This window comes from Halapricum salinum, from assembly GCF_004799665.1.
GTDB classification, from domain to species: Archaea; Halobacteriota; Halobacteria; order Halobacteriales; family Haloarculaceae; genus Halapricum; species Halapricum salinum.
Window position 1 is genome coordinate 3,173,316 of sequence record NZ_CP031310.1, and the last position, 26,263, is coordinate 3,199,578.

General features: G+C 64.3%; 23 protein-coding genes. 12 read left to right on the top strand and 11 right to left on the bottom strand.

Annotated features, from left to right (window positions below; all coding sequences use genetic code 11):
- Positions 1–10 precede the first annotated feature (10 nt).
- The gene (locus DV733_RS15625; RefSeq protein WP_049992907.1) at positions 11–1,855 is read right to left on the bottom strand and encodes a PAS domain-containing protein; all 1,845 of its coding nucleotides are present in this window, start codon (positions 1,853–1,855) and stop codon (positions 11–13) included.
- A 113-nt stretch (positions 1,856–1,968) separates the two neighbouring features.
- Complete coding sequence (gene mce / locus DV733_RS15630; protein ID WP_049992908.1) at positions 1,969–2,358, bottom strand: methylmalonyl-CoA epimerase; 390 nt, start codon at positions 2,356–2,358, stop codon at positions 1,969–1,971.
- A 74-nt stretch (positions 2,359–2,432) separates the two neighbouring features.
- Between mce and DV733_RS15635 the strand changes: the two genes are divergently transcribed.
- On the top strand, positions 2,433–2,663 hold the full coding sequence (locus DV733_RS15635) for a YgaP family membrane protein (RefSeq protein WP_049992909.1): 231 nt from the start codon (positions 2,433–2,435) through the stop codon (positions 2,661–2,663).
- A gap of 6 nt (positions 2,664–2,669) precedes the next feature.
- Here DV733_RS15635 and DV733_RS15640 read toward each other — a convergent pair whose 3' ends face one another.
- The gene (locus DV733_RS15640) at positions 2,670–4,349 is read right to left on the bottom strand and encodes an acyl-CoA mutase large subunit family protein (RefSeq protein WP_049992910.1); all 1,680 of its coding nucleotides are present in this window, start codon (positions 4,347–4,349) and stop codon (positions 2,670–2,672) included.
- Between the two features lie 84 nt (positions 4,350–4,433).
- Here DV733_RS15640 and DV733_RS15645 point away from each other — a divergent pair, with 84 nt between their 5' ends.
- Positions 4,434–5,102, top strand: a complete 669-nt coding sequence (locus DV733_RS15645) for an HAD family hydrolase (protein WP_049992911.1) — start codon at positions 4,434–4,436, stop codon at positions 5,100–5,102.
- Between the two features lie 37 nt (positions 5,103–5,139).
- Here DV733_RS15645 and DV733_RS15650 read toward each other — a convergent pair whose 3' ends face one another.
- Entirely contained in the window at positions 5,140–5,721 is a 582-nt protein-coding gene (locus tag DV733_RS15650) for a GNAT family N-acetyltransferase (RefSeq protein ID WP_049992912.1), read from the bottom strand.
- Between the two features lie 101 nt (positions 5,722–5,822).
- Here DV733_RS15650 and DV733_RS15655 point away from each other — a divergent pair, with 101 nt between their 5' ends.
- Positions 5,823–7,040, top strand: coding sequence for a lactate racemase domain-containing protein (locus DV733_RS15655; RefSeq protein WP_049992913.1), 1,218 nt, complete (start codon positions 5,823–5,825; stop codon positions 7,038–7,040).
- An 18-nt stretch (positions 7,041–7,058) separates the two neighbouring features.
- Here the strand turns inward: DV733_RS15655 and DV733_RS15660 are convergent, their stop codons facing one another.
- From DV733_RS15660 to DV733_RS15670, 3 genes are all read right to left on the bottom strand, one after another.
- Positions 7,059–7,781, bottom strand: coding sequence for a response regulator (locus DV733_RS15660; RefSeq protein ID WP_049994272.1), 723 nt, complete (start codon positions 7,779–7,781; stop codon positions 7,059–7,061).
- A gap of 65 nt (positions 7,782–7,846) precedes the next feature.
- Entirely contained in the window at positions 7,847–10,630 is a 2,784-nt protein-coding gene (locus DV733_RS15665; protein ID WP_049992914.1) for an ATP-dependent helicase, read from the bottom strand.
- 95 nt (positions 10,631–10,725) lie between these two features.
- On the bottom strand, positions 10,726–11,520 hold the full coding sequence (locus DV733_RS15670) for a TrmB family transcriptional regulator (RefSeq protein WP_049992915.1): 795 nt from the start codon (positions 11,518–11,520) through the stop codon (positions 10,726–10,728).
- A 110-nt stretch (positions 11,521–11,630) separates the two neighbouring features.
- On the opposite strand from DV733_RS15670, the gene DV733_RS15675 reads away from it, so the two are divergent.
- A complete protein-coding gene (locus DV733_RS15675) occupies positions 11,631–11,969 on the top strand; it encodes a DMT family transporter (protein ID WP_049992916.1) in 339 nt (112 codons plus the stop codon).
- Between the two features lie 6 nt (positions 11,970–11,975).
- Here DV733_RS15675 and DV733_RS15680 read toward each other — a convergent pair whose 3' ends face one another.
- Together DV733_RS15680 and leuS are read right to left on the bottom strand one after the other, a co-directional pair.
- Positions 11,976–13,007, bottom strand: a complete 1,032-nt coding sequence (locus DV733_RS15680; RefSeq protein WP_079979365.1) for a M48 family metallopeptidase — start codon at positions 13,005–13,007, stop codon at positions 11,976–11,978.
- Positions 13,008–13,113: 106 nt separating this feature from the next.
- The gene (gene leuS / locus DV733_RS15685; protein ID WP_049992918.1) at positions 13,114–15,762 is read right to left on the bottom strand and encodes a leucine--tRNA ligase; all 2,649 of its coding nucleotides are present in this window, start codon (positions 15,760–15,762) and stop codon (positions 13,114–13,116) included.
- A 227-nt stretch (positions 15,763–15,989) separates the two neighbouring features.
- Between leuS and DV733_RS15690 the strand changes: the two genes are divergently transcribed.
- Positions 15,990–17,783 (top strand): glutamate--tRNA ligase, encoded by a 1,794-nt coding sequence (locus DV733_RS15690; protein ID WP_049992919.1) that lies wholly within the window; start codon positions 15,990–15,992, stop codon positions 17,781–17,783.
- A 185-nt stretch (positions 17,784–17,968) separates the two neighbouring features.
- Positions 17,969–19,036, top strand: a complete 1,068-nt coding sequence (locus DV733_RS15695; protein WP_049992920.1) for a phytoene/squalene synthase family protein — start codon at positions 17,969–17,971, stop codon at positions 19,034–19,036.
- Between the two features lie 23 nt (positions 19,037–19,059).
- On the opposite strand, the gene DV733_RS15700 is transcribed toward DV733_RS15695, so the two are convergent.
- Together DV733_RS15700 and DV733_RS15705 are read right to left on the bottom strand one after the other, a co-directional pair.
- Positions 19,060–19,923: a 2-oxoacid:ferredoxin oxidoreductase subunit beta gene (locus DV733_RS15700; protein WP_049992921.1), complete on the bottom strand. Its 864-nt coding sequence runs from the start codon at positions 19,921–19,923 to the stop codon at positions 19,060–19,062.
- Positions 19,920–21,677 carry a 2-oxoacid:acceptor oxidoreductase subunit alpha gene (locus tag DV733_RS15705; RefSeq protein WP_049992922.1) on the bottom strand — a complete coding sequence of 586 codons (1,758 nt, stop codon included), beginning with the start codon at positions 21,675–21,677 and terminating at the stop codon, positions 19,920–19,922. The genes DV733_RS15700 and DV733_RS15705 overlap by 4 nt, the downstream gene beginning before the upstream one ends.
- Before the next feature lie 111 nt (positions 21,678–21,788).
- Here DV733_RS15705 and DV733_RS15710 point away from each other — a divergent pair, with 111 nt between their 5' ends.
- The 6 genes from DV733_RS15710 (at position 21,789) to DV733_RS15735 (ending at position 26,249) form a co-directional block, all read left to right on the top strand.
- Entirely contained in the window at positions 21,789–22,433 is a 645-nt protein-coding gene (locus DV733_RS15710) for an FAD-dependent oxidoreductase (RefSeq protein WP_049992923.1), read from the top strand.
- A gap of 391 nt (positions 22,434–22,824) precedes the next feature.
- Positions 22,825–23,253 carry a hypothetical protein gene (locus tag DV733_RS15715; RefSeq protein WP_049992924.1) on the top strand — a complete coding sequence of 143 codons (429 nt, stop codon included), beginning with the start codon at positions 22,825–22,827 and terminating at the stop codon, positions 23,251–23,253.
- Positions 23,254–23,298: 45 nt separating this feature from the next.
- Positions 23,299–23,961, top strand: a complete 663-nt coding sequence (locus DV733_RS15720; RefSeq protein ID WP_049992925.1) for a 2,5-diamino-6-(ribosylamino)-4(3H)-pyrimidinone 5'-phosphate reductase — start codon at positions 23,299–23,301, stop codon at positions 23,959–23,961.
- A 37-nt stretch (positions 23,962–23,998) separates the two neighbouring features.
- Positions 23,999–25,528 (top strand): cryptochrome/photolyase family protein, encoded by a 1,530-nt coding sequence (locus DV733_RS15725; protein WP_049992926.1) that lies wholly within the window; start codon positions 23,999–24,001, stop codon positions 25,526–25,528.
- 40 nt (positions 25,529–25,568) lie between these two features.
- Complete coding sequence (locus DV733_RS15730) at positions 25,569–25,853, top strand: hypothetical protein (RefSeq protein ID WP_049992927.1); 285 nt, start codon at positions 25,569–25,571, stop codon at positions 25,851–25,853.
- Positions 25,854–25,928: 75 nt separating this feature from the next.
- Positions 25,929–26,249: a DUF5783 family protein gene (locus DV733_RS15735; RefSeq protein ID WP_049992928.1), complete on the top strand. Its 321-nt coding sequence runs from the start codon at positions 25,929–25,931 to the stop codon at positions 26,247–26,249.
- The last annotated feature ends 14 nt before the right edge of the window (positions 26,250–26,263 follow it).

Consider the following 26,263-nt stretch of genomic DNA (forward strand, 5'->3'; position numbering starts at 1 on the left):
GGAATCCGACTCAGTACCAGTCGACGCCGGTGATCTCGAAGCGAGCGCCGCCCGAGTCGCTGTCACGGACGTCGATCTCCCAGTCGTGTGCCTCGACGATGGCCGAGACGATGTAGAGGCCGTAGCCTGAATCTTCTGCGGCATCGGCGTACTCGACCTCGAAAAGATCTGCTTTCTGCTCGTCCGGTATTCCGACGCCGTCGTCCGCGACGTAGAAGCCATGGTCGAGCAGCCCCACGTCGATCGAGGCCGGAGCGCCAGCGTGCTCGACGCTGTTGGTAAACAGGAAGTCGAACAGTTCGATCAGCGAGTCCGAGTTGGCTGCGAGCGTCGCCTCGGGCGGGGGATCGATCGTCGCGTGGTCGGTTTCGATCTTCGTCCAGGCGCTCGCCGCAGCTTCGCGGAGATCGGTCGCATCGGTCGTACGGGGAATCTTGCTCGTCTGGGCCAGCTGTAACAGCTGCGTCAGCAGACGTTCCATTCGTTCGAGTGTGTGCTCGGTCCCCTCTAGCCGCTGGGAGTCTCGAGTGGCACGCTCGCGAGCGACGTTTGCGAGCGCGATCTGCAAACGGTTGCGAAGCTCGTGTGCGCCGAGCGTCGCGAACTCTTCGAGCTGGCGGTTCTTCCGGGCCAGTTCGCGTTCGCGCTCGGCGCGGTCGAATGCGGCCGCGACGTTCGAGGCCAGGACGTGCGCGAGCCGATCGCTGAACTCGTCGACAGCCCCGCTGGGGGCGACCAGCCCGAGTACGCCGTGGCCACCCAGGGGGATGACGATCCCGACGTCACCGTGTTCGAACGACCCCTCGAAGACGGCGTCGACGATCGTCGACGCGTCACGTGTGATCGCGTCGTCCGAATCGACGTAGTGGGTTTCACCGCGTTCGTGGGTCCGCCGAAACGCCGTCCGGTAGCGGTCGAAGATCGACTCGGCTGCGTCTGTCGGGCTACTCTCGATCGGGGCGAGTTCATCGCCGCGTTCGAGCGCGACTTCTACTGCCGGCAGGTAGTCGATCTCCCGGGCGATGTCCACGGTGACGGCGGCGATCTCGGGTTTGGTCGTCGCTCGCGAGAGTTCTCGGCTGGCCTCGTGGAGAGCCGCCATCAGTGTCTCTTGCTGTTTCGCTGGTGTGACGTCCTGCGTGCCGCCCACGAGTCCGACGATTTCACCGCTCTCGTCGTAGCGGGGGACTTTCGTGGTGCTGACCCAGCGTCGGTTTCCACCCTGATCGACGTACTCTTCGACGTCGTTGATCATCGCCTGCCCGTCTGCGACGAGCCGTTGTTCCTGTTCCCAGAGTTCGTCAGCGTGGTTGGCCTCGAACAGTTCGTAGTCCGTCATCCCGATCAACTGCTCGCGCGTGAAGCCGTAGTTGCCCGCCGTGTGGGTCGTGACGTTGGCGAACCGACCAAGATCGTCCTTGATGAACAGTGTGTGCGGGTAATTCCGAAGGAGCGACGACAACTGAGCCGAGCTGGGTTCGAAGTCGGCGCCGTACCCCGCCGCGTGCTCAATCCGACGGGCGATCAACGCCGGTCGAGACGCCGGGACGCGGATCACGTCCGTCGCACCGAGATCTAGCGGCGCCCGCACAGACTCGTGTCCGGCGCGTCGCGTGTAGACGACGACGGGGGCATCGAATCGCTCACGTGCGTCGTCCAGAAGAGGGAGGGCGTTCACCTCGGGCTTGTCCTCCGTCTCGGGCGCGTCCAGAACGACCAGACAGTCCGGGGTCGTCTCGACCTCGTCGAGGCCGGGGACGCGTTCCGCGATCGGGAGCGACGCCGACCGGAGCGCGTCGGCTACCGGTTGGAGACGACCGTCCGGGTCGACGAGTACGATACCTGGCTCTGACATGGCTTTCCCCGCCCGCCCCTCCGAGGGCGACCGTACCCCGATACACCGACTACGTGGTAATAAACGTCCCGTCCGATTTCACCACGCGAAGAAACGTCGTCGACTCCGATTTCTCAGTTCGTGCTCACGAACTCCAGCAAGACGCCGCCCGTGTCTCGGGGGTGGAGGAACGCGACATCGTGACCCCAGGCCCCGGGACGCGGCTCGTCGTCGAGCGACTCGATCCCCATCCGTTCGGCCCGTGCCAGTGCCTGTTCAATGTCGACGGTCGCGAGAGCGAGATGGTGGATCCCGGAGCCCCGTCGATCGAGATAGCGCGCGATGGCGTTGTTCTCAGCGACTGGCTCGAGCAACTCGAAGTAACCGTTTCCGAGGTCGAGAAAGACGATTTCCATGCCGTCGAAGGTCTCCTGATGGGCGATCTCGGCGTCGAGCAACGACTCGTAGCGCTCTGCGAGCACCGCGGCGTCCTCGGTCGCGATCCCGGCGTGGTCGAAGCGCATAGCGGCCCGTCTCGTGGCTCCCATATCAACCTTGAGTCGGCATTGTTTTGTGAATGTGGGACAATATACACACTATGGACCGCAACGTCGGTATGACAGATCGATTCGTTCGAATGGGGCTCGGTTTCGTGGCACTGATCGCCGCACTCGCCTTGTTTGCCGGTGTCGGTGGCCTGTCCGGCACTGTCGGGACCGTCGCCGCTCCAATCGTCCTGGCAATCGTCGGTGCGGTATTGCTCGTGACAGGGTACACCCAGACCTGCCCAGCCTACCGGTTGATCGGCTTCCGGACGCTCAATCGCTGAGTGGGGTTACGTTCCAGGCTGGTGTTCGCCGAAGACGTCTCGTAACGCGTCACAGATCTCCCCGGTCGTCGCGTAGGCTTTCACTGCGTCGATCAACGGTGGCATGAGGTTGTCGCCGTTCTCGGCCGCGTCGCGAACTGCCGCCAGTGCGCTCGCGACGGCGTCGTCCTCGCGCTCTTCTCGCACTCCCTCCAGACGTTCGATCTGACGCTGCTGCTGTTGCTCGCTCACGTCTTCGATCGCGGCGTCTTGCTGGGTCTCGTCGACAGTGAACTCGTTGACGCCGACGATGATCCGCTCACCCGACTCGACTTCTTGCTGGCGTTCGTAGGCGACGTCCTGGATCTGCCGCTGGACCCATCCTGACTCGATCGCCTCGCGCATCCCGCCGCGATCGTCGACCTCGGCGATGATCTCCCGGGCTTCGGCTTCCAGATCGTCGGTCAGTGACTCGACGTAGTAGCTGCCGGCCAGCGGATCGATCGTGTCGGCGGCACCGGACTCGTGGGCGAGGATCTGCTGGGTTCGCAGCGCGGTCCGGACGCTCTGTTCGGTCGGTAGCGAGAGTGCCTCGTCTTTGCCGTTGGTGTGGAGACTCTGGGTGCCGCCGAGAACTGCCGCCAGCGCCTGGTAGGCGACCCTGACGACGTTGTTCTCTATCTGCTGGGCCGTCAGCGTCGAGCCCGCAGTCTGGGTGTGAAACTTCAACTGCTTGCTCGCCGGATCGTCTGGGTCGAACCGCTCCTCGACGATCGACGCCCAGAGCCGCCGCGCCGCACGGAACTTCGCCGCTTCCTCGAAGATGTCGTTGTAGGAAGCGAAGAAGAAAGATAGCTGGGGCGCGAACTCGTCGACGTCCAGTCCCGCGTCGAGGGCCGTCTCGACGTACTCGATGGCGTTCGCCAGCGTGAACGCGATCTCCTGGGCAGCGGTCGAGCCGGCCTCCCGGACGTGGTAGCCCGAGATCGAGATCGGATTGAACTTCGGGAGTTCCGCGGCCGCAAACTCGAAGATGTCAGTGACGATCCGCATCGACGGCTCCGGCGGGTAGATGTAGGTGTTGCGCGCGATGTACTCCTTGAGCACGTCGTTCTGGATGGTCCCCCGAAGTTCCTCGCGCGGGACGCCTTGCTGATCGCCCACCGCGACGTACATGGCCAGCAGGACGCTCGCCGGCGCGTTGATGGTCATACTCGTCGACACGTCCGAGAGCGGAATCCCGTCGAAGACCGTCTCCATATCCCGTAGCGAGTCGATGGCGACCCCCGCTTTCCCGACTTCCCCGGCAGCCATCGCAGCGTCCGAGTCGTAGCCCATCTGCGTGGGGAGGTCGAACGCCATCGAGAGGCCAGTCTGACCCTCCTCTAGCAGATAGTTGAATCGCTCGTTGGTCTCGCTCGCGGTGCCCATCCCTGCGTACTGGCGCATCGTCCAGAGCCGGCCGCGATACATCGTCGTGTAGACGCCGCGCGTGTAGGGTTCCTTTCCAGGGAAGCCGAGGTCCTCGCCGTAGTCGAGATCGGCGACGTCGGCTGGCGTGTAGAGGCGGTCGACCTGCTGGCCCCCAGTGTCGGTCCTGAACTGCTCGCGGCGCTCGCCGAACCGGTCGAGGGTCGGCTGGAGAGTCTGGTCTTCCCACTCGGCTTTCGCCTCGCGAATCGCCGCCAGCTCGTCCGGATCGAACATACCTCAGCCTACGCGCGCCCGGCCTTGAAGGTTGGCCGTCGAAAAGCGAAACACCCCAGTCGAGCGCCACCATAGCACGATTCGATGGCCGACTACGACACCGTCCTGCTCGATCTCGACGGGACACTCTGTGAGTACGTCCGGACCAAGAACGACCTGCTCGCTGCCGCATTCGGAGAGCTCGGCGTCGAACCGCCGTTCTCGGCACGTGACTACGTCGAACGAGTCGATCTCTACGCCGACCGGGCGGACTCGATGGTCGAGCGTCGCCGGCTGTGTTTTGCAGAACTCGCCGAAGAGAACGGCCACGACCCCGATATCGGTCGTGCAGCCGCCGACGTCTACGCCAGGGAGCGCGACCACAGCAACGTCCGCTTTCTCGACGGCGCGAGCGAGGCCCTGGCAGCACTCCGAGAGCGCTACCCGCTCGGCTTGGTGACTAACGGCGGCCCGGACATGCAGGACCAGAAGATCGATGGACTGGGTGTCCGCGAGCACTTCGAGACAGTCGTCTACGCCGGCCACGACACGCCGGCTAAACCCGATCCGGCGCCGTTCGAGCGCGCGCTGTCCGATCTCGGCTCGAACGCTGAGCGATCTATCTACGTCGGGAACAACTACGAATCCGACGTCGTCGGGGCCGCAAACGCCGGCCTGGCGTCGATTCTGGTCGGTGAACCACCGGTCGACGGCAGCGTCGATCCGCTGGCGACGGTCGACTCCCCGGCCGACGTGCCGCGGTTGCTCGAGTAGTCGCGGGGGCCGTTCGATAGTCGATAGCCTCTGATGATCAGTCGCTGGTATCGTACTTGTAGGTCGCTTCGTCGGGGTCGATCCCGAAGTCCTCTGGCGTCTCGGTCGGCTCGGGTTCCTCGTCGGTGACGCCGGCGGCTTTGAACGCTTGCCGGAGGTCAGTGGGCATCTCGAAATCCGCGACGTCCAGCCGCATCGGGACTGCCTCGGGCTGGATGTTCCCCCGCTTGGTGTCGAGTCGTTCCTGTAGCTTCTCGGGGAGTCCGTCGGCGTCCATCCCCTCGAAGCCGAACTGTGCGAGGTACTCGGGCTGGTCGGTCAGCGAGTAGACGACCTCGAACCCTTCGTCGCCCGCCTTCTGGACGAGACGCTCGATGACGTGCGCCCCGACGCCTTGCTCGCGCCAGTCGTCGAGCACCCCGATGCTGGTGAGTTCACAGGTCTCTCCGCCGTCGGTCTTGTGGATTCGGATGCGGCCGAAACCCGCCTTCGCGTTGGTCTGCTCGTCGATGGCGATGACGTAATCGCGCGAGCGAAAGGCGGTCTCGTCCAGGCCCATCTCTTCGATCCGATCCAGCAACCAGACCTCTTCTCGGTTCTTCGCGTCCCGGACGTACATACCTGCACGTAGGCTGGCCGCGCTCAAAAGGGTACTGTCGATAGGTGGTTGCGTCCCGGCTGGCCCGGCCGTTTTTTGTCGGCTCGACTCCCACGTCCGCTATGCAACTCCCCCTGGGGTCCGGGACCATCGAAGTTACGCTGCCCGATTGTTCCGTCGAGACAGCGGTCCCAGCCGGTGGCGAGTCGATCGACGTCCGGTCGGCTGCCGAACGCACCGTCGCCGATCCGCACGGCCCGCCGCTGGCAGACGCAGTGGACGCGAGCGACGACGTGGCGATCGTCGTCACGGACGTCACGCGGGCGACGCCCGACGACGTGCTGCTGGACGTTCTCGTGGACTGCCTCCGAGACTGCGGCGTCGGTCGCGAGCAAGTGACAGTCGTGCTCGGCCTCGGCCTCCACCGCCCCATGACCGACGACGAGATCCAGTCGGAATTCGACGAGAACGCCGACCTCGTCGAGAACCACGACCCGCAATCGGTCGTCACGGTCGGCCAGGTCGATGGCGTCGACATCGAGATTAATCGAACGGTCGCAGCCGCGGACACGGTCCTGGCGACGGGCATGGTCGAACCCCACCAGTACGCCGGCTTCTCCGGCGGCGCGAAGACGGTCGTGATCGGCGCAGGAGGCGAATCACAGATCGGCTACACCCACGGCCCGGATCTACTATCCCAGGACGGGACGCGGATCGGTCGGATCGCGGACAATCCCTTCCGGGACTTTCTGGATCGGGCCGGCGACCTCGCAGGTCCCGACTTCTGCATCAACGTCACCCACGGTCCGCAGGGATTTCTGGGCGTCGAGGCCGGCCGACCACGAGCGGTCGTTCGAGCGCTGGCTTCGACGGCCCGCGAGGCACTGGCCGTCGACGTAGACGGGGGATACGACGCCGTGATCGCAGGAATCGGCGCGCCCAAGGACGCCAACCTCTATCAGGCCTCACGAGCGGCGACATACGTCGCGCTGGGCGACCACAATCCACTCCACGAAGGCGGACGGATCGTCGTGCCCGCCGTACTCCCAGAAGGAGCGGGCGACGGTACTGGCGAACAGCGCTTCAAGCGCTGGCTCGAAAGCGCCGTCGACGCCGATTCGCTGTTCGAGACCATGCGAGATGGGTACGAACCCGGTGCCCAGCGGGCGTTCGTTCTCGCGCGCATCCTCCGGTCGTACGACGTGTGGATCACCAACAGTCAACACCCCCAGCTCGTCGCGGACTGTCTCATGCACGCCGCAGACTCGCCCGCGGACGCGATCGATTCCAGCAGTCGAGTCCTGGTCGTCCCCGACGCTATCAACACGCTCCTGCAATAAGCAATTCGGCCGGCAGTGTCAGGCGTCGAGTTCGGAGACCGCGATCAACATCCGGCCGTCGTCGAGTGCCGTGACCATCTTCGACTCAGTAAAGGTCGAGCCGTCGGCGCGCAATCCCTTGCTTCGGCCGGTCCACTCGCCGCCGCCCTGGACTACGGGCAGGACGTGTGTCTTGATGTGCTCGACCTCCTCGTCCGGGTGGAGTTCGGTCCAGTGTTTGCCAGTGACCTCCTCGGACTCGTAATCGTAGAGACTGGCGTACGTATCGTCGACCTCGTCGAAGGATTCGTCGACCCCCACGACACCGACGCCGTCGAGTTCGATTTCCGACTCGGGGTCGAACGCGCCGCCGCCCGCCATCGCGTGTTCGACTCGACGGACGAGCATCGTGTAGGGCTCGCCACCGAACCCCTTCTTGAGGTAGTCCGTCAGGCCGGCGTGGACGACCTCGGCGGCGACGTCAGAGGTCTCTGCACTCGAAAACAGCAACAGCGGGAGTTCGGGATGTAATTCCCGGACGGCTTCGAGGAAGTCGATACCGTTCATCTCGGGCATATCGTAGTCGCTGACGACACAGTCGTACTCGGTCGGTCCGTCCCGAAGCTCCTCCAGCGCGACCTCTGGATCGGTCTCTACGTCGACCGTACAGTTCAGTCCGCTCTGCTCGCGCTCTAAGTACGTCGCGACGATCTCGCCCATCGCCGGGTCGTCGTCGACGTGAAGAACATCGTAGTGAGTCATCAGCGCAGCCATACCTGAATGGACTGCGTGCTGAAATATGGCCTGAGTGCCTACCTCGTTTGGTATCACTCTTCGACAGCTACCGGCCCGACACCATCGTCATCTAGCTCCTCCAGCACGCGCTGGTGGAACTCCTGCAAGACGGCGGACTCGTCCTCGGCCAGCACCACGTCACTCGCCGAGAGGGTCGCCAGCCCGAACGCCCGCGGCGTCGGCGAGTCGACGCGGTGGTGAACGACGTCAATCTCGCCCACCTGCACCCCGTCCAGGAAGTCCTCGATGGCGTCGACGTCCAGTTTGTCCTCCAGTATCTCACGGTACGTTTCCTCCATCACCGCGAAGCAATCGAGGTCGTCCGCGAAACTCAGCAGCATGTCGGCGTTGAACTGCTGTTCGCTCGCGGACTTCTCGTAGCCCTTGTAGCGCTTGAGGATCATCAGTGCCCGCGTCGCGTTGATCCGGAAGTACCGCTCCAGGAGGTCCGTCCCCTCCAGACTCGCCCGGAGATCTGCCCGGACCTCGCCGGGGTCGAGATTCGCGACGATCCGCTCGACGTCGACCTTCCGATTCAGCGGCATCGAGAGCGTGAAACCGTTGTCAGCGACCGCGACCTGGACGTTGGCGGTCGCGGCCTGTGCGATCCGGTAGGCCAACAGCCTGGAAAAACCGTCGTTGAACTGCCGGCCGTAGACCGAATGGACGTGATAGCGACGCTCGTACTCCTGGCGATCCCTGACTTCCTCGATGACCAGTCGATCGTCGGTGGCGACGCTCTCCGGTCCCGCGTATCTGAGCTGTTCGTCGTACAGCCGCGCGATAGCCCGCACCGAGTGCTCGTCGATGGGAAACTCCCGGAGCCACACGCGGACGGCGGGCCGTCCGCCGTCGCGGAAGCGTTCGAGTAGCTCGCGCTGGAAGGACAGCACCTCCAGCCCGAGGTCGTAGCTCATCGGCAGGCGTTCGGAGAACCACGAGGGGACCGTCGGCCGCGCACTCGTGCGGTCGACGTAGACCTTCGACCCCCGCCTGTAGCGAAACTCGAAGTGATCGCCGCCGAGGACGAACACGTCCCCGGTTTCGAGGCCGTCCAGATACGCCTCGTCGAGTTGGCCGACCCAGTCCTCGCCCGAGCGGGTGAACACGTCACAGGTGAAGCTGTCGGGGATCGTCCCGATGTTGGTCATGTAGATGACCCGGGCCATCCGCCCGCGCTTGCCGATCAGGGGCTCGTCGACGTCGAATTGTTCGTAGTGGTGTTCGCCATCCGGGGAATCGTTGGTGTCGCGCCAGATCTTCGCGTAGACGTTCTTCTCCTCGAGGCCGGGATAGTCGGCCGTGAGATACCGCATGAGTGACTCCCACTCGTCGTCGCTGTAGGTCCGGTAGGGGTAGGCCCGTTCGAGAATCCCGCGGATATCGGATTCGGGTCTGGGGCCGTTGATCGCCATGCCGTAAACCTGCTGGGCGGCGACGTCCTGGGCGTTCTCGGGGACGAACACTCGATCGACGAACCCCTCTTCGGCCTTCTTCAGCATGACGGCACACTCGATCAGTTCGTCCCGGTCGAGGGCGATCACCCGCCCGGTCACTGTTTCGCCGAGCTGGTGGCCCGCGCGGCCGATCCGCTGGAGTAACGCGGCGACGGATTTGGGCGAGCCCACCTGGACGACCAGATCGATGTGGGGCATGTCGATCCCGAGTTCCAGGCTCGTCGAGGTGGTCACCACGTCGAGGCTCCCCTCCTTGAGCTGGCTCTCTATCTCCTCGCGCCTGTCTTTCGAGAGGCTGCCGTGGTGACACCCCGAGTTCTCCTCGCCGTAGGTCCCGAATTTCTCACGGAGGTTGTGCAGGACCCGCTCGGCCCCCGAGCGCGTATTCGTGAAGACGAGGGTGTTGGTGTGCTCCTGAACGAGGTCGTGAAGCTGGTCGTAGAACCGCTTGGAGACGATCTCACCGGGCGTGTCGATCAGGTCGTCGGTCGGACAGGAGAGTTCGATGTCGAACTCGCGGGCGAAGCGGGCGTCGACGATCTCGTAATCGCGGGGCTGGCTTGCTCGCGGGGCGTTCCCCACGCTCGCCCGTTCGGAGACGCGTGGCGTCTCCCGCCCGACCAGATACTCGGCCATCGTCTCCAGGGGCTCGACGGTCGCCGAACAACCGATCCGCGTCGGCGACTTCGCTGTCATGGCCTCCAGTCGTTCCAGCGACACCGAGAGGTGCGTCCCGCGCTTGTTCGCCGCCAGACTGTGGATCTCGTCGACGATGACGTACTCCACAGTCTCTAATTTCTGCTTGAATTTGGGAGAGTTGAGCAGGATCGCCAGCGTCTCGGGCGTCGTGTTGAGGATGTGTGGCGTCTCCTCCAACATTCGCTGGCGTTCGCTGTCGGGAGTGTCGCCGTGGCGGATCGCGTGACGAATCTCGACGTCTTCACCGCGCTCGTCAAGTGTCTCGGTGATTCCCTCCAGCGGGACCTCCAGATTGCGGTGGATGTCGTTGGCCAGCGACTTGAGGGGAGAGATGTAGAGACAGTAGACCGAGTTGTCGAGACGATCTGCGCGGTCACGAGCGAACAGTTCGTTGATGATCCCGACGAACGACGCCATCGTCTTCCCGCTCCCGGTTGGCGCGGCGATCAGCGCGTTCTCGCCCTCGTGAATCAGCGGGATGGCCTCCTTCTGTGGCGGCGTGAAGAAGCCGCCGTTGTCGGGGACGAACGCGCCGAACTGCTCGACCCACCACTCGCGAACGACGGGGTCCAGCAGGTCCAGCACCTCGCCGTCGTCGATTGCGACCGCCTCGGGGTCGAAGTCCACGTCCGACTCTGCGAGCAGTTGGCGACCTCCCATCTGTCTCGTCTCTCGGTGCTGGACAGACTTGTGGGTTTGGAGCGTACAGTGAAAGTGAAATTGTTGCCAAGAGCGTTCCTACCCCTCTCTGAGAGCTACGAGTCTGAGAGTTCGCGGGCGTCTGTCCAGACATCTTCGAAGGCGGTTTCGATCGAGTCGGCGAAGGGTTCGTCTCGGACGGCGACGACGCCGAGGCGCTCGCTCGGATCGAACGGGTCCGTGACGTGGACATAGACCGTGTGGCCGTCGACGACGTCGACGGTGATCGAGAGGTCGGGAGTCGACCGCACGGCGAGGCCGGCCGAGAGATCGAAGAGTTCGCTCTGGATCTCGTCGTCGATTCCCGACAGGAGTGACTCGCTGACGAGCACGCGAACGTCCAGTTCCGGATCGATCTCGCGCTCGATGACGTCGATCTCTCTGGCGTACTGCTGCCAGGCGGCGTTCTCGTAGGGCGCGCCGATCACCGACGTGATCCGGTCCTCGGCGAGTTCCTGTTGCTCCCTGGCGAGCGAGCACGCCTCCTCGCTGCCAAGTGCGGCCGTCCAGAACCGACTCTCAGTGGGGATCGCAGGCGAGAGTCGCTCGCTCACCGATTCGGCGACCGACTCGTAGTGTTTTCGCTGTTCGGTCAGTTCGCGCCGGCGTTCGTCGAGCAGGCGATCGACGGCGATCTCGGGGTCGACGGCCGCGTACCGCGTCGGCTCTCGCGAGTCGTGTGTCCGGACGAGTCCGCGACTGTCGAGCGTGTTCAACACGTCGTAGATCCGGCCTCGGGGCACGTCGCTCGCGTCCGAGATCGCCCTGGCCGGCGCGGAGCCGAGACCGAGCAGCGTCCGGTAGACCACGGCCTCGTAGCTCGACAGCCCCAGTTCGGCGAGGTCGCTCATACCCGCCGTTCAGCCACTATCGAGGAAATATTGACGGTCTCCCCTGCAACTGCGCGCAAGTGGCAGCGGATTCGAGAACGTACATTGGGGTGGTCGGCTTTTCCTCGCTCATGAATCCCGCGCTGGCGCTGGTGCTCGCGATCGCGGCCGAACTGGTCGGCACGACCGCCCTCAAACTGTCCGATGGCTTCTCGAATCACGTCGCAACCGGCGGTGTCGTCGTCGGCTATCTGAGTTCGTTCTACTTCCTCGGACTCGCCCTCGAAGCGATGGCGATCGGGAAGGTCTACGCCATCTGGTCAGCAGTGGGGATCGTCGGCACGACGGCGATCGGACTCGTCTACTTCGGCGAGTCGATCGACCTGGCCGCAGTGGTCGGGATCGGCCTCATTATCGCCGGGATCGTGTTACTGACGACGATTTCGGGCGCGTACACGCCCGCACACTGATTGCCGTCACCGTTCCATCTCGGCGGCCAGTTCCCTGAGTCGGCGGATTCGCTCGTCAGTCGGCGGATGTGTCCGGAACGGGTTGTCGCTCGTCTCTGCGGCGTCAGCCGGCAAGATATCCAGTACGCTGGCGGATTGCCGCCACGTTCGCAGGTCCTCGTCCGGCCGTCCACGTTCGGAATCCAGCGTCTCCAGAGCTGACGCGAGTGCGCTCGGCTCACCGGTCAGCCTTGCGGCGGCACGGTCGGCCGCGAACTCCCGTTCTCGCGAGAGGACGGCTAGCCCGAACTGATTTCCCACCCGCTGGATGGGAGCGACGACCGACAATAACGCCCACATCAGGTACGCCCCGATGTAGGGCAGGCCGAACGTCTGGATCGAGTGCAGAAGTAATCGAGTGCTCGGCGGGTCCCGATCGCTGAAGTGCTCGATGACCAGTGTGGGCGTCAGTACCAGTCCCATCAGTCGGCTGTCTCCGTTTGCGAGGTGGGCCACCTCGTGTGCGAGGACGCCCCGTAGCTCGGACTCCGAAAGCGTCGCAAGTAATCCGGACGTGACGACGATCGTCCCGTCTGACCGGCCACCGATGGCGTAGGACTCGGGTCGGCGGCGTCTCGTGACGAACACATCCGGTTCGGCGATGTCGGCCTGTTTCGAGAGGAGTGTAACCGTCCGGACGAGGTCGGTATCGCTGGGCCGGCCGTGCACGCCGAGTTCCTCCCGGAAGGACTCGATTTCGGAACGGACCGGGCCGAGAGACACCACCAGTATTAGCGCGAGACCGCCGAGAACGACCGTCAGCACTGGCTCGTTCAGCATCGTCGAGAAGAGCAAATATGGGTTTTCGGCGAACGGGATCAGTAGTGTCCCAACCACGACCCCCACCAGAAGCGAGAGTGGCACAGCCACCACACCCAGGACCAGCGTGGTGATGGCGACAACCACGGTGGAGACGGCCAGGACCACGAGCAGGGCGGCGAGCATCCGTCCGAGGCGGGCGGCTCCCGACCCGATGTCTGTGGAGGGCGCTGCTTTCATGGCTCGATTCCTGTCTTCGCACACCAGCGGATTAATTCTGTCCTTCGTCGTGGGAAAATACGAAGAGTGGTCCAGTGAGCGAATAGGAGGTGCCAGAACGTCTCTTTCAGGAGATCTGGATCGCCGGCTTTCCGGGCTCGGCTTTCGACGCGAGCTGGTCGTCGGCTGCCTCAGCCTCGTGGACGACGACTTCGGCGTCGAACTCGTCGTCGAGCAGCCAACTCGCCCGCTGTAGTTCCGCCGTCTCGGTCGCCCGCGAGAGGATGGGTTCAAGACCGTGCCCGCGCCCTTCGAGTGACTTCGCGTAGGACTCGGCTTGCTCACCGCGTTCGCGCATCGACTCCACACCCATGATCGCCGAGACGATCGAATCGCCCGACTGCTGGCGTGCTATCTCGTATGCGTTATACTTCCACTCCGGGGCCACCACGAGTTCGATCCGCTCGGGATCGTCGATCCCGGCCGTCTCGCAGATGTCACGCACGTCGTCTCTGACGGTGGTGACCAGGGTACGTTCGCGATCGTAGGCTTCGAGGTCGCTCTCGACCGTGGGCCAGTCGGCCTGGACGACCAGCCCCTCCGCCCGGAGCATGTTCCAGCACTCCTCGGCCAGGTAGGGCGCGACCGGCGCGATCAGCCTGAGCAGGACGTTCAATCCGTGGCGGTACGTTTCTCTGTCGGGGACGTCGTAGGCGCGGTACTGGCCCAGTAGTTGTGCCAGCCCCCTGACCTCGCCGATCGCCTGGTGGATTCGGAACCGCTCGTAGTCCTCGGTCGCGGCCGCGACTGTGCGGTCGAGTTCGCGTTCGAGGTACTGTTCGGCTGGGCCGTCACGATCGGTGGTCGGCTCGCCATCCGCGAAGTCGTAGACCAGCCCGTAGATTCGCTGCTGGAGGTCGTAGGCCTCCCCGACATCTTTGGCCGCCCAGTCGAAGTCCCGGTTGGGGTGGGCGGCGCTCAGAACGAACAGCCGAGTCGTCTCCGCGCCATACTCGTGGGGTGCGATGGCGTTCCCTTTCTTCTTGGACATCTTCTCGCCGCCGTGCAGCACCGTGCCCTGGTTGATGAGACGCTCGACGGGCTCTTGGTGGTCGAGCAAGCCGACGTCTGACAGGGCCCGAGCGAAAAAGCGGATGTAGAGTAGGTGGAGGACGGCGTGTTCCTTCCCACCGACGTAGACGTCCACCGGGAGCGTGTCGTTCGCGAGGTCGACGTCGTAGGGCGCATCGTCGAGGTCGGGCGAGAGGAATCGCAGGAAGTACCACGACGAGTCGACGAAGGTGTCCATCGTGTCGGTCTCGCGTTCGGCAGGTTCGCCGCAGTCGGGACAGGTCGTCTCCTTCCACTCCGTCGCCGCGTCGAGGGGGTTACCGCGAGACTGGACGAACTCCGGGAGTTCGACGGGGAGATCCGCTTCGGGAACGAGGACCGGCCCGCAGTCCTCGCAGTGGACCACCGGAATCGGCGTGCCCCAGTACCGCTGCCGGGAGATCAGCCAGTCTCGAAGCCGGTACTGAGTGTCGACTGCGGCACTGTCGAGGTCCTCGAGTAACTGGGTGTGCGCCTCCGCAGTCGAGAGTCCCGAATACTCCTCGCTGTCGACCAGTCGGCCAGCACCGGTGTACGGCTCAGTTTCGACGTCTACCTCGACGGTGCCGTCGCCGCGGGGTTCGACGACTTTCCGGACTGGAAGCCCCATCGCGGTCGCGAATGCGTGATCGCGCTCGTTGTGCCCGGGAACACCCATGACCGCGCCCGTCCCCACGTCGTCGAGGACGTAGGCGGCGACGGAGACGGGAATCTCCGCACCCGTTACGGGATTCGTGGCTGTCAGGTCCGTCTCGACGCCCGTCATCGACTCGGGGTCGTGTTCGTCGAGGTAGTCCGCGACGGCGTCGTCCTCGGCCGCGAGTGTCTTGGCGAGATCGTGGCCCGGCCCGACGGCGAGATAGGTCGCGCCACAGATCGTATCGAGTCGCGTGGTGAAGACCTCGACATCGCCGTAGCCTTCGACCGAGAATGCGACGCGGGCACCCTCGCGCTTGCCGATCCAGTTGCGTTGCATCTCGGTGACGCTGTCGGGCCACTGTTCGAGGTCGTCCAGTCCATCGAGGAGTTCGTCCGCGTAGTCGGTGATCGTGAAGAACCACTGATCGAGTTCGCGGGTCGTGACCGGGGTCTCACACCGCCAGCAGACGCCCTCGGCGTGGTCGTGTACGTCGACATCCTCGGGTGGATCGACGACCTGCGCGTCCGCGAGCACAGTCTGACAGTCGGGACACCAGTTGACCTCGGCACCGCGGTAATCGACCAGCCCCTCGTCGTAGAACTCCCGGAAGAAGAACTGATTCCAGCGGTAGTAGTCCGGCTCACAGGTCGTGACCTCACGGGACCAGTCGTAGCCGAATCCCATCGTCTCCATCTCCTCGCGCATCTGGGTGATACACGAGTCCGTCCACGACCGCGGGTCGGTCGCACGTTCGTAGGCGGCGTTTTCCGCGGGCAGGCCGAATGCGTCCCACCCCATCGGGTGCAGGACGTCCTCGCCTTGCATGCGTTTGAACCGGGCGTAGGCGTCCGTGATCGCGTAGTTGCGGACGTGGCCCATGTGGAGGTTCCCGGAGGTGTAGGGGAACATTCCGAGAACGTAGCGTGGATCCTCGGGGTCGTCGAGTTCGTAGACGTCCTCTTCGTTCCAGCGGAACTGCCAGAACTCCTGTACCTTCGCGTGATTGTAGGTGCGTCCTCGCTGCATGGTGTCTCCCCCGTGTGGGTTGTCGTAGTTCGTGGTTCGGGTGTCCGCGTGAAAATCCTTCGCCCCCTTCGCGTCTCTTTTGTATCTGTTTTCGCATCGCGGTCGCAATCGACCGCGCAGGCCGCGAAAACGCGCGCCGTTATTGCTTGACGACGCCTTTTCCGACACGAGAAAAATTGCGGCGGGAAGCCGAGGAGGTTTTGGTGAGGCCCCCGCAACCCCTGTCCATGGACGAAGACATACGCCAACAGGCCGAAGAGGCCGCCGAGATCAACGCTCTCTTCAACGCGCTCAAACACGACAGCGACGCTCAAGTGGGTGCGATCATGGGCCCACTCATGGGACAGAACCCCGAGTTCCGCGAGTACGGCGACGAGATCGCGGGCGTCATCGCACCCGTCGTCAACCGCGTCAACGGGATGGACGCCGAGGCAAAGCGCGATCGCCTCGAAGAACTCGCACCCGAGCGCGTCGAGGAACTGGAAGCCGAGGACGAGGCAGACGAACACGACCTTCCCGACCTGCCCAACGCCGACGACTACGACGAGATTCGCATGCGCGCCGCGCCCAATCCCAACGGCCCGTGGCACATCGGCCACGCCCGGATGCCCTCGGTCATCGGCACGTACAAGGAGCGCTACGACGGCAGCTTCATCGTCCGCTTCGACGACACCGACCCCGAGACCAAGCGTCCGGATCTCTCCGCCTACGACGCCATCCTCGACGATATCGACTATCTCGGCTTCGAACCCGACGAGGTCCTTCGGGCCAGCGACCGCCTCGACATCTACTACGACCACGCCCGCGAGTTGATCGAAAAAGGCGGCGCGTACACCTGCACCTGCCCACAAGAGGAGTTCTCCGACCTGAAGAACTCCGGGGAGGCCTGTCCCCATCGCGAGAAGGATGCCGAGCAGACGCTCTCGGAGTTCGAGGCCATGATCGACGGCGAGTACAGTTCGGGCGAGATCACCCTCCGGGTGCGGACCGACATCACCCACAAGAATCCTGCACTCAGAGACTTCGTGGCCTTCCGGATGATCGACACGCCACACCCCCGAGAGGAGGCCAGCGAGTATCGCTGCTGGCCCATGCTGGACTTCCAGAGCGGGATCGACGACCACCTCACGGGCGTCACGCACATCATCCGTGGGATCGACCTGCAGGATTCGGCCAAGCGCCAGGGGTTCGTCTACGACTACTTCGGCTGGGAGTACCCCGAAGTGATCCACTGGGGGCACGTCCAGGTCGACGCCTACGACGTGAAGATGTCCACCTCCTCGATCGCCGAGCAGATCGACGCTGGCGACCTCGACGGTTGGGACGACCCGCGCGCACCGACCCTGAAGAGTCTCAAGCGCCGTGGGATTCGGGGAGAAGCGATCGTCGACGCGATGGTCGAACTCGGTACTTCGACCTCGAACGTCGATCTCTCGATGTCGGCGGTCTACGCCAACAACCGCGACATGATCGACGAGGAGACCGACCGCGCGTTCTTCGTCCGGGACGGCCACGAGAACGACGACACAATCGGCCCGGCGGTCGAGAAACCGATCATCGGCGGTCCGGAGACTGGCGAGCCCCCGGTTCATCCGAACCACGAAGATCGCGGCATTCGCGAGATTCCGGTCGAGGGTGCAGTCCTCGTCGAGGCGGCAGACGTCCCGGCGAACGGTCAGAAAGTCTGGCTGAAGGGCTACGGCTGCGTGAAACACACCCGCGATGCATTCGAATTTACTGGTGACGAAATCGACGTGGTCCGGGAGGGTGACGTGGAGGTGATCCACTGGGTCCCGGCCGACTCGTCGCTTCCGATGCGGATGCGGACCATGGACGGCGACGTGACCGGCTACGCCGAACCCGGGATCGCCGAGTACGAACCCGACGACCTCCTGCAGTTCGTGCGCGTCGGATTCGTCCGGATTGATAGCGTGCCGCCCAGCGGCACGGAAGAGTCGAGCGGTGACGAGCCGCGAGACCGCCACGACGAGGAGTCTGTAACCTACTACGCGCACCCCTGAATTCGCCGGACTTGCTGTGGGGCCGTACACAGGTCACCGCCTGCAACTCTCTCGGACAACGTCGCCGTCCCGACCGTCGCAGTCGCGCTCGGGGTGGGTCGATGCCCCGAAACGACTGACCAGCAACAATTCGAGGAGGAATGCTCGTGGTTTTCACGCTTCGTCCCCTAGGAATACCAGCAGCGATGGCCGACACTTCAGACGCCGTCGATACGGCGGCGAAAGCGGAGGACGTCGAGTGGTGTTACGACATCGTACAGGACGTCTCCCGGACGTTTGCGATCACAGTCGACGTGCTCGAGGAACCGATGTCGTCGTCGATCTGTATCGGGTACCTGCTCTGTCGGATCCCGGATACGATCGAAGACGCCCGGCACATCCCACCGGAGACCAGGGCCGACTTGCTCGACGTGTACGACGAGGTCGTGTCGACGGACAGTTCGACTACGGCTGGGGCGTTCGAGGACGCCGTCGTGCCGTGGATTCCGGAGGACAGTGACGCCGACTGGGAGCTACTCGCACAGACCCCCAGAGTGCTGCGGGTGTTCGAAAGTCAGCCTGTAGACGTTCGGGAAGCCATCCGACCGGCGGTCCGCGAGATGGTCGACGGCATGGCGACGTTCCTCAGACGGTACGCGGACGAGGATGGCATCCGGATCCAGACCCGAGAGGAACTCCACGAGTACTGCCATTACGCCGCTGGAGTCGTCGGCGAACTCGTGACTAATCTCGTCCGTGACGAGGAACTGCCGGCAGCGTCCCGGAACCGTCTGACCGAAACCGCCGACTCGTTCGGTCACGCCCTGCAACTCGTCAACGTCGCCAAGGACGTGGGTGAAGACTACCGCGAAGAGGACAACGTCTATCTGCCGGTCAGGGAACTCGCGACAGCGGGTGTGGCGGTCGATGATCTCGGCGACCCGGACACTGTCGAGGGGGTAGTCACGGTCGTCGAGCGGACCATCGAGGACGCGCGAGGCCATCTCGACGACGCCCAGACCTGGCTCGAACACGTCCCCGAGCGAGCGGGCAACCGCGTCGCGGCGTGGTCGATTCCCTACCTGCTCGCGGTCGCGACGCTCCGTGAGATCGAATCTCGACCCGCGGACGTCCTCCGGACCGACGGCGTGAAAGTCGACCGCTCGGAGGTCGGCGCCGTCATCGAGGCGACTGTCGGTGGTCTCGAAGAGATGTCACTCGGTGAATTGCGTCGAGAGATCGCCGCGGAACCGCTGACCCCGGCGAATAGCTGAAAGCACAGGCGCTGCGGTCCGGGTCAGTAGAACTCTCGAACCAGATCCGTCGCGCCGTCGGGTGCACCGTCGGGGATCTCGGCCATGCTACCCTCGATCCCTTCGCGCTGCTCGTACGGAATGGAGTCGTCGTCCTGGTAGAGGACGCCGATGTATTCCTTCTCGCTCTCCAGAATCCGATCTTTGGCCTGGTCGAAACTCGACGAGTCGTGTTCGGTGTCTTCGAGGTCGACGATCGAGTCCCGGAAGTAGTCGTAGGTGTCGACGTCGTTGAACGTGACACACGGGCTGTAGACGTTCACGAAGCCGAAGCCGTCGTGCTCGATGGCTTGCTTGACCAGTTCGGTGTGCCGTTGGGAATCCGACGAAAAGGACTGGGCGATGAACGTCGCGCCCGCCGAGAGCGCCAGGGCCTTCGGGTTGACCGGCTGCTGGTTCGTCCCGTCCGGCGACGTCGACGTCTCGAAATCCTCGCGCGAAGTGGGCGAGGCCTGGCCCTTCGTCAGGCCGTAGATGCGGTTGTCCATGACGACGTAGCTCATGTCGACGTTCCGGCGGACGGCGTGGATGAAGTGGCCCACGCCGATCGAGTAGCCGTCGCCGTCCCCGCCCGCGACCATCACTTCGAGGTCGGGGTTGGCGAGCTTGACACCAGTCCCGACGGGGAGGGCACGACCGTGGACGCCGTGCAGCGCGTAGCTGTGCATGTACGTCCCGATCTTGCCAGAGCAGCCGATCCCCGCGACGATGAACGTCTCGTCGGGGTGGTTGCCGGTCTCGGCCAGGGCTTTCATCATGCCGTTCATCGTCCCGAAGTCGCCGCAGCCGGGACACCAGGTGGGTTGCTTGTCGGATTTGAAGTCTGTGAATCGAACGTCTGAACTCATGCTGTTGCCTCCGTTTTCTCGACGGCGTCGCGGATCTTTCCGGCCAGTTCGTCGGCCTTGAAGCGGACGCCAGTATACTTGTTGATTCGCTGGACGCGCGTCAACGCGTCGTGCTCGATGAGGTCTGCGAACTGCCCCCAGGCGTTACACTCGACGACGATCGCGTCTTCTGCTGCCTCGATCGCCTCACTGAGGTCGGGTCGCGGGAACATGTACGGCACCGAGATGAACCGTACAGGAAGCTCCCCCTCCAACTGTGAGATCGCCTCGCGGATCGCGCCCTCGTTCGAACCCCACGAGATCACCAGCGTCTCTGCGTCGGGGTCGCCGAACTCCCGGTAGTCCCAGTTCTCGCGTTCTTCGGCCGTCTCGACCTTGCGCTCGCGTTTCTGAACCTGCTCGACGCGGACTTCTTCCTCTTCTGTGCGCCGGCCGAGTTCGTCGTGCTCCAGCCCGGTCGTCATGTGCGCGCCGTCGATGGTCCCGGGGAACGCCCGCGGGCTGATCCCGTCGTCGGTCGCGGCGTGGGCGCGGAAGCGTCCCTTGTCGTCGAGCCACTCGTCGACCGACTCCTCGTCGACGACGTTGCCGCGCTCGATCTCGACGGCGTCCATGTCGAACTCCTCGGGCGCGTAGGTCTGTTCAGTTACTGCGAGCGAGAGATCCGCAGTCAGATAGACCGGTATCTGGTACTTCTCGGCGAGGTTGAAGGCCTCGATGGTCTTGTGGAAACACTCGGCGACGGTCGTGGGCGCGACGACCATCCGGTGGACCTCGCCGTGGCCGCCGTAGAGCATCTGGTTGAGGTCACCTTGCTCCTGTTTGGTCGGCATCCCCGTCGATGGCCCCGAGCGCATGATGTTGGCTATCACCAGCGGCGTCTCCGTCGTCGCGACGAGGCCGAACGTCTCGGTCATCAGGTCGATCCCGGGGCCAGAAGTGGCCGTCATCGAGCGTGCACCCGCACGAGCAGCGCCGAGGGCCATGTTCACGGCGGCGAGTTCGTCCTCGGCCTGGACGACCGCGCCACCGTACTGCTCGATTCGTCCAGTCAAGTATTCCATGACGTCGGTCGCGGGCGTGATCGGATAGCCAGCGTAGAACCGACAGCCGGCCGCGATCGCACCCATCCCGATCGCTTCGTCGCCGTTCAGCAGTACGTAGTCGTTGTCCGTCGTTTCGAGGTCGTACTCGAAGTCGTGGTCGTAGTTGTCCTGGACGTAATCCCGCCCCATCCGGGCGGCTTCCTTGTTGTTCTCGACGATGGCCTGCCCTTTCCCGCCGAAGCGCTTTTCGAGGGCTTCGTCGAGGTTCTCGATCGGGAAGTTGGCCACCTCGCAGGCAGCCCCGAGCGCGACGACGTTGCGCATGATCGCCCCGCCGGCTTCGACCGCCAGGTCCTTGATCGGCACGGGGAGACCGACCATCTCGCCGGGGATCTCGACGTCCTGCATCGTCGTCTGCTCGCCGTCGTAGATGATGACGCTGCCCTCGTGGAGCTCGTCGAGGTTCTCCTCGATCGTGCGCTCGGTCAGCGCGATCAGGATGTCGAGTCGGTCGACGACGCTCTCGACGGTGTCGACGGCGGTGCGAACTTTGTAGGCCGTGTACCCGCCTCGAATGCGCGAGGCGAAGTCTTTCGAGGTGTAGACGTGGCGCCCGGCACGGGAGAGCGCCCGGGCGAAGATCTTGCCCGTCGAGTCGATCCCGTCGCCGGCCTCGCCACCGATGGCCCAGTTGAGATCCTCATGCATGCTAGCGAGCCCTATCCATGGCCGGACGAAAAGCCTTCTGGAACCCGAAGTGTCTGTAATGAAGTTTCGTCTTCCGAAAAGGACTTTCGCCCCCCACTCCGCTGTCCGACTATGGACCAACAGCTGCTCACCGTCACCGCCATCGAGTCGGTCGGCCCCGATTCGGTCGCCATCCACTTCGAGACGCCTGCCGACTTCTCGGCCAGCCCCGGACAGTTCGTCAAGTTGACCCTCGACACTCCCGAAGGTGAGGAATCCCGGTTCTACACGATCTCCTCGCCCGACGTCGAGGACACCTTCGAGATCACCGTCGAGATCGACTCCGAGGGCGCGGTCGGCCCGCTGCTGGACGAACTGGAGGCCGGCGATTCGGTGCGCGTCGCTGGCCCGTTCGGCAGTTCCTACTACGAAGGCGAGCAGCGCGTCGTCGTCCTCGCTGGCGGCCCCGGCGTCGGCCCCGCGGTCGGGATCGGCGAACGCGCGATCGCGGACGGCAACGACGCCGCCATCGTCTATCGCGACAGCGACCCGATCCATCAGGACCGCCTGGAAGCACTGTCGGAGGCGGACGCGTTCGTCCGAATCGTCGCCGACGGCCAGGACCTGACCGATCCCGTCGCCGACGCGCTCGAATCTGTGGGAGACGGCGCGCAGGTGTTCGTCTACGGGTTCGCCGACTTCCTGGACGCCGCGACCTCCGCCATCGAGGCCGCGGGTGGGGAGCCTGACGAAGCCAAAGTAGAAAACTTCGGCTGAAAGCCCTTGCGCGGCCCTGGCGGGCCGCGCTGCGCCCTTTTCATGTCCACCAGGCCCGCATGACCACCGTCGGCGATTGCCGACGGGGTCTGAAGGCAACGCCAGCGCTTTCTGGAGTCGCGGGCGAATTGCCCGCTCACGGCTTCGCCGTTCGCGTGATACGAGGCGCGTCGCGCCTCGCTCCCGACGACTCCCCATTCCTCCCCGGCGGCCAGCATCAACGCTGGCCGCTGGCTTCCTGACCGCAGGCCGCTACGACCCACGGTCCGACCGTGGTCCGCCACAGCCACCTCCAGTGTGTCTCTGAGAGTTGCTACTCCAATCGCCACAACTGAACATCGAATCGACAGGTGGCCGCGTGGTTTTTACTTTTCCACGGTGAGTGAGAACTATGCGCAAGCCCGCGTTCGGTGGCCACCCCTCCGAGACACACTTTCTCTGGAGCGACGACGGCGGGAAACGCTTCGACGCCGAGCGACTTCAACGCTGGTGCGATCGCCACGACCTCACGATCGAGCGCGACAAGCGCGTCGACCACGACCGGGGCGACGAACTCCGCGAACAGTACCGGATCGTCGTCACGTGGGCCGACGGGGAGTCCGAATCCTTCGACATGGGCGGCGAGGAGTGGTCGATGACGACCCAGGAGACGCCGCGGACCTTCGTCGAGATCGACAGCGAAGGCATGGCCCGGGTGGCCTCGCTCGAAACCGAACGGGTTCTCGACCTGCGGGAGTGCTGGACCGACGGCGCGGCGCTCTGTTTCAAAGCCGACGGACTCGGTGGAACCAAACGACTCCCCCTCGATCGGCTTCGCTGACGCCGACCCGCAAACTGTTTTCTCGACCCGCTTCAACTGTGGCGCATGCACGTGGTCGTCAACGCCGCGATGAGTGCCGACGGCAAGCTCTCGACGCGCGAACGCGAACAGATCGCTATCAGCGGCCCCGACGACTTCGAGCGCGTCGATTCGCTCCGGGCCGACAGCGACGCCGTCATGGTCGGCGTCGGCACTGTCCTCGCTGACGATCCCTCGCTGACCGTCGACTCGGCGACTCGGATCGAGGCTCGTACTGACCAGGGAAAGCCACCACAGCCGGCCCGGATCGTCGCCGATTCCTCGCTCCGGACCCCCCTCGACGCTCGGATCCTCGACGACGCGGCCGAGACGATCCTGCTGGTCAGCGACGCGGTCGCCGACTCGCGGGTATCCGCGCTCGAGGACGACGGCGTGACCGTCGTCACGGCAGGCGATGGTCGCGTCGACCTCCGAGCAGCGTTCGCCGAACTCGAAGCGATGGGTCTCGACCAGGTGATGGTCGAAGGTGGCGGCGAACTCATCTTCTCGCTGTTCGAGGCCGACCTCCTCGACGAGCTCTCGGTGTTCGTCGGTTCGGTGGTCATCGGCGGTCGCGACGCCCCGACCCTCGCCGACGGCGACGGATTCGTCGCTGACTTTTCCCGACTCGAGCTCCGGACCGTCGAGCGACTGGACGACGGCGTCCTGCTGCGCTACGACGTCCAGTAAACTGGCGTTTTTGCCGACCCGATGCTAAACAGTGGGTATGACTGTCCTCGTCCTCGGCGACCAACTCACGGCCACGCGCGGGCCACTTTCCCGACGGCCCGACGACCGCGTCCTCATGATCGAGGCCACGGAATTCGCGCGCCGGCACCCCTACCATCCGCACAAGCTCACGCTCGTCTTCAGCGCCATGCGTCACTTCCGGGACGACCTTCGTGCCCGTGGTCGATCGGTCGACTACCGACAGGTCGAAACCTTCGCGGACGGCATCGACGCGCATCTCCGGGAGCATCCAGGCGACGAACTGGTCGTCATGCGACCCCCGAGCTATCGGGGCGGCAATCGACTTCGTGATCTCGTCGACGAGCACGACGGTTCACTCGACGTCGTCCAGAACGACCTGTTTCTCTGCTCGTCCGAGTCCTTCGACGAGTGGGCCGGCGATCGTTCGAGCTACCGCCACGAGGACTTCTACCGCTTCGTGCGTCGCGAGACTGGCTACCTGATGGAAGGCGGCGACCCCGTCGGCGGCCAGTGGAACTACGACGACCAGAACCGCGAGACGCCACCCGACGGATACGAACCACCAGAGCCGCCCGCCTTCGAACCCGACGAGACGACTCGTGAAGTAGTCGAGTGGGTCACTGAGACCTTCGCTGGGGAGTACGACGAACCTCCTTACGGCGGAGACTGGGCCGACCCCGAGCCGTTCCGCTGGCCGGTCACCCAGGAACAGGCCCGGGCGGTGCTCGACCACTTCGTGACCGAACGCCTGGACGACTTCGGTCCCTACCAGGACGCGATGCGCACCGACTCGTGGGCCATGCACCACTCGCTACTGTCAGCCGCGCTCAATCTCGGAGTCATCCACCCACGCAGGATACTCGATCGGGTGACGAACGCTGCAGAGGAGCGAGACGTGCCGCTGAACAGCGTCGAAGGATTCGTTCGGCAGGTACTGGGCTGGCGGGAGTTCATGCGCCACGTCTACCGCCGGGAGATGCCCGATCTCGCGAGTGCGAACCAACTCGACCAGACCGAGCCCCTTCCCGAGTTGTTCTGGACCGGCGAAACCGATATGGCCTGCCTGAGCGACGTCGTCGACGGCGTCCGCGAGCGCGGCTACTCCCATCACATCGAGCGGCTGATGATCCTCTCGAACTTCGCGACGCTGCTAGGGGTCGAACCACAGGCGCTCAACCGCTGGTTTCACGCCGCCTACGTCGACGCCTACCACTGGGTGACGACCCCGAACGTCGTCGGCATGGGCACCTTTGGCTCGGCCGTCCTCTCGACCAAGCCCTACGTCTCCTCGGCCAACTACGTCGATACAATGAGTGACTATTGCAACGACTGCCACTTCTACAAGACCAAGGCCACGGGCGAGCGCGCCTGTCCCTTTAATTCGCTGTACTGGGACTTTCTCGATCGAAACGCCGACAAGCTCCGAAACAACCATCGGATGAACCTCGTCTACAGCCACCTCGACGACAAAGACGAGGCGGAAATCGAGACGATTCGAGATCGGGCCGCGTCACTCCGGGAACGCGCCCGCCGAGGCGATCTCTGACGGCCAGTACTGTTTTGGCGTCGCATTACTAACGCTGCGTATGGATTCAGAACAGCCCGAAACAGACGCTGAAACTGTTCGATACGTCTTCGGTGCGGGCTTCGTCTTCGGTGTGGTCACCGCGACGCTCGTGCTCGCGGGCGTGATGGCTGCTGCGACCGGATCGAGCGCGCTCGACCTGCTCGCAGCGCCGTTGATGCTCTCGGTCGGGGCCGCGATCGTTGTCGCTGCCGTCGTCGGCTCGGCGCTGTTCTTGCTCGCGTTCCCCGAGAACAGAGTCCGCGTCCCCGTCGTCCGCGGCGACCTCACCGACGAACGCGAGTAATCCGCGCTCCGAGGGCTGTGAGTGATCCGAACTGGATCGCCCCGTTTTTGTAGACTCCTCCCGAGGATTCGCCCGATGACCAGTTTCGACCCCGAGAAGTTCGAGGACAAGTACGAACACTACTTCACCGAACTCCAGCAGGCGTACAAGCAGGCGTTCGACGCCATGTCCGACCGCCACAGCTCCGATCTCGTCCACGGTGTCGACCAGCGCGTCCTCGCCGAGAGCGAACCCTTCTACGAGGGCGACGGCCAGTTCCGCGTCGAGCTGCCCGAGGACGCCGTCGCACGCCTCACTGGGGAGTTCCCGCTCTCGGACGCCGAACTCCAGGAAGTCTACGACGAGTACACCGACGAGATCGAACGCCAGTTGCGGTCGGTGTTCGATCTCGAATAGCGATCTGTCGGACG

What these genes read in the sequence shown, in the direction of transcription:
- DV733_RS15625 (WP_049992907.1), bottom strand. Translation starts at nt 1,855, where the DNA reads ATGTCAGAGCCAGGTATCGTACTCGTCGACCCGGACGGTCGTCTCCAA.
- mce (WP_049992908.1), bottom strand. Translation starts at nt 2,358, where the DNA reads ATGCGCTTCGACCACGCCGGGATCGCGACCGAGGACGCCGCGGTGCTC.
- DV733_RS15635 (WP_049992909.1), top strand. Translation starts at nt 2,433, where the DNA reads ATGGACCGCAACGTCGGTATGACAGATCGATTCGTTCGAATGGGGCTC.
- DV733_RS15640 (WP_049992910.1), bottom strand. Translation starts at nt 4,349, where the DNA reads ATGTTCGATCCGGACGAGCTGGCGGCGATTCGCGAGGCGAAAGCCGAG.
- DV733_RS15645 (WP_049992911.1), top strand. Translation starts at nt 4,434, where the DNA reads ATGGCCGACTACGACACCGTCCTGCTCGATCTCGACGGGACACTCTGT.
- DV733_RS15650 (WP_049992912.1), bottom strand. Translation starts at nt 5,721, where the DNA reads ATGTACGTCCGGGACGCGAAGAACCGAGAAGAGGTCTGGTTGCTGGAT.
- DV733_RS15655 (WP_049992913.1), top strand. Translation starts at nt 5,823, where the DNA reads ATGCAACTCCCCCTGGGGTCCGGGACCATCGAAGTTACGCTGCCCGAT.
- DV733_RS15660 (WP_049994272.1), bottom strand. Translation starts at nt 7,781, where the DNA reads ATGACTCACTACGATGTTCTTCACGTCGACGACGACCCGGCGATGGGC.
- DV733_RS15665 (WP_049992914.1), bottom strand. Translation starts at nt 10,630, where the DNA reads ATGGGAGGTCGCCAACTGCTCGCAGAGTCGGACGTGGACTTCGACCCC.
- DV733_RS15670 (WP_049992915.1), bottom strand. Translation starts at nt 11,520, where the DNA reads ATGAGCGACCTCGCCGAACTGGGGCTGTCGAGCTACGAGGCCGTGGTC.
- DV733_RS15675 (WP_049992916.1), top strand. Translation starts at nt 11,631, where the DNA reads ATGAATCCCGCGCTGGCGCTGGTGCTCGCGATCGCGGCCGAACTGGTC.
- DV733_RS15680 (WP_079979365.1), bottom strand. Translation starts at nt 13,007, where the DNA reads ATGAAAGCAGCGCCCTCCACAGACATCGGGTCGGGAGCCGCCCGCCTC.
- leuS (WP_049992918.1), bottom strand. Translation starts at nt 15,762, where the DNA reads ATGCAGCGAGGACGCACCTACAATCACGCGAAGGTACAGGAGTTCTGG.
- DV733_RS15690 (WP_049992919.1), top strand. Translation starts at nt 15,990, where the DNA reads ATGGACGAAGACATACGCCAACAGGCCGAAGAGGCCGCCGAGATCAAC.
- DV733_RS15695 (WP_049992920.1), top strand. Translation starts at nt 17,969, where the DNA reads ATGGCCGACACTTCAGACGCCGTCGATACGGCGGCGAAAGCGGAGGAC.
- DV733_RS15700 (WP_049992921.1), bottom strand. Translation starts at nt 19,923, where the DNA reads ATGAGTTCAGACGTTCGATTCACAGACTTCAAATCCGACAAGCAACCC.
- DV733_RS15705 (WP_049992922.1), bottom strand. Translation starts at nt 21,677, where the DNA reads ATGCATGAGGATCTCAACTGGGCCATCGGTGGCGAGGCCGGCGACGGG.
- DV733_RS15710 (WP_049992923.1), top strand. Translation starts at nt 21,789, where the DNA reads ATGGACCAACAGCTGCTCACCGTCACCGCCATCGAGTCGGTCGGCCCC.
- DV733_RS15715 (WP_049992924.1), top strand. Translation starts at nt 22,825, where the DNA reads ATGCGCAAGCCCGCGTTCGGTGGCCACCCCTCCGAGACACACTTTCTC.
- DV733_RS15720 (WP_049992925.1), top strand. Translation starts at nt 23,299, where the DNA reads ATGCACGTGGTCGTCAACGCCGCGATGAGTGCCGACGGCAAGCTCTCG.
- DV733_RS15725 (WP_049992926.1), top strand. Translation starts at nt 23,999, where the DNA reads ATGACTGTCCTCGTCCTCGGCGACCAACTCACGGCCACGCGCGGGCCA.
- DV733_RS15730 (WP_049992927.1), top strand. Translation starts at nt 25,569, where the DNA reads ATGGATTCAGAACAGCCCGAAACAGACGCTGAAACTGTTCGATACGTC.
- DV733_RS15735 (WP_049992928.1), top strand. Translation starts at nt 25,929, where the DNA reads ATGACCAGTTTCGACCCCGAGAAGTTCGAGGACAAGTACGAACACTAC.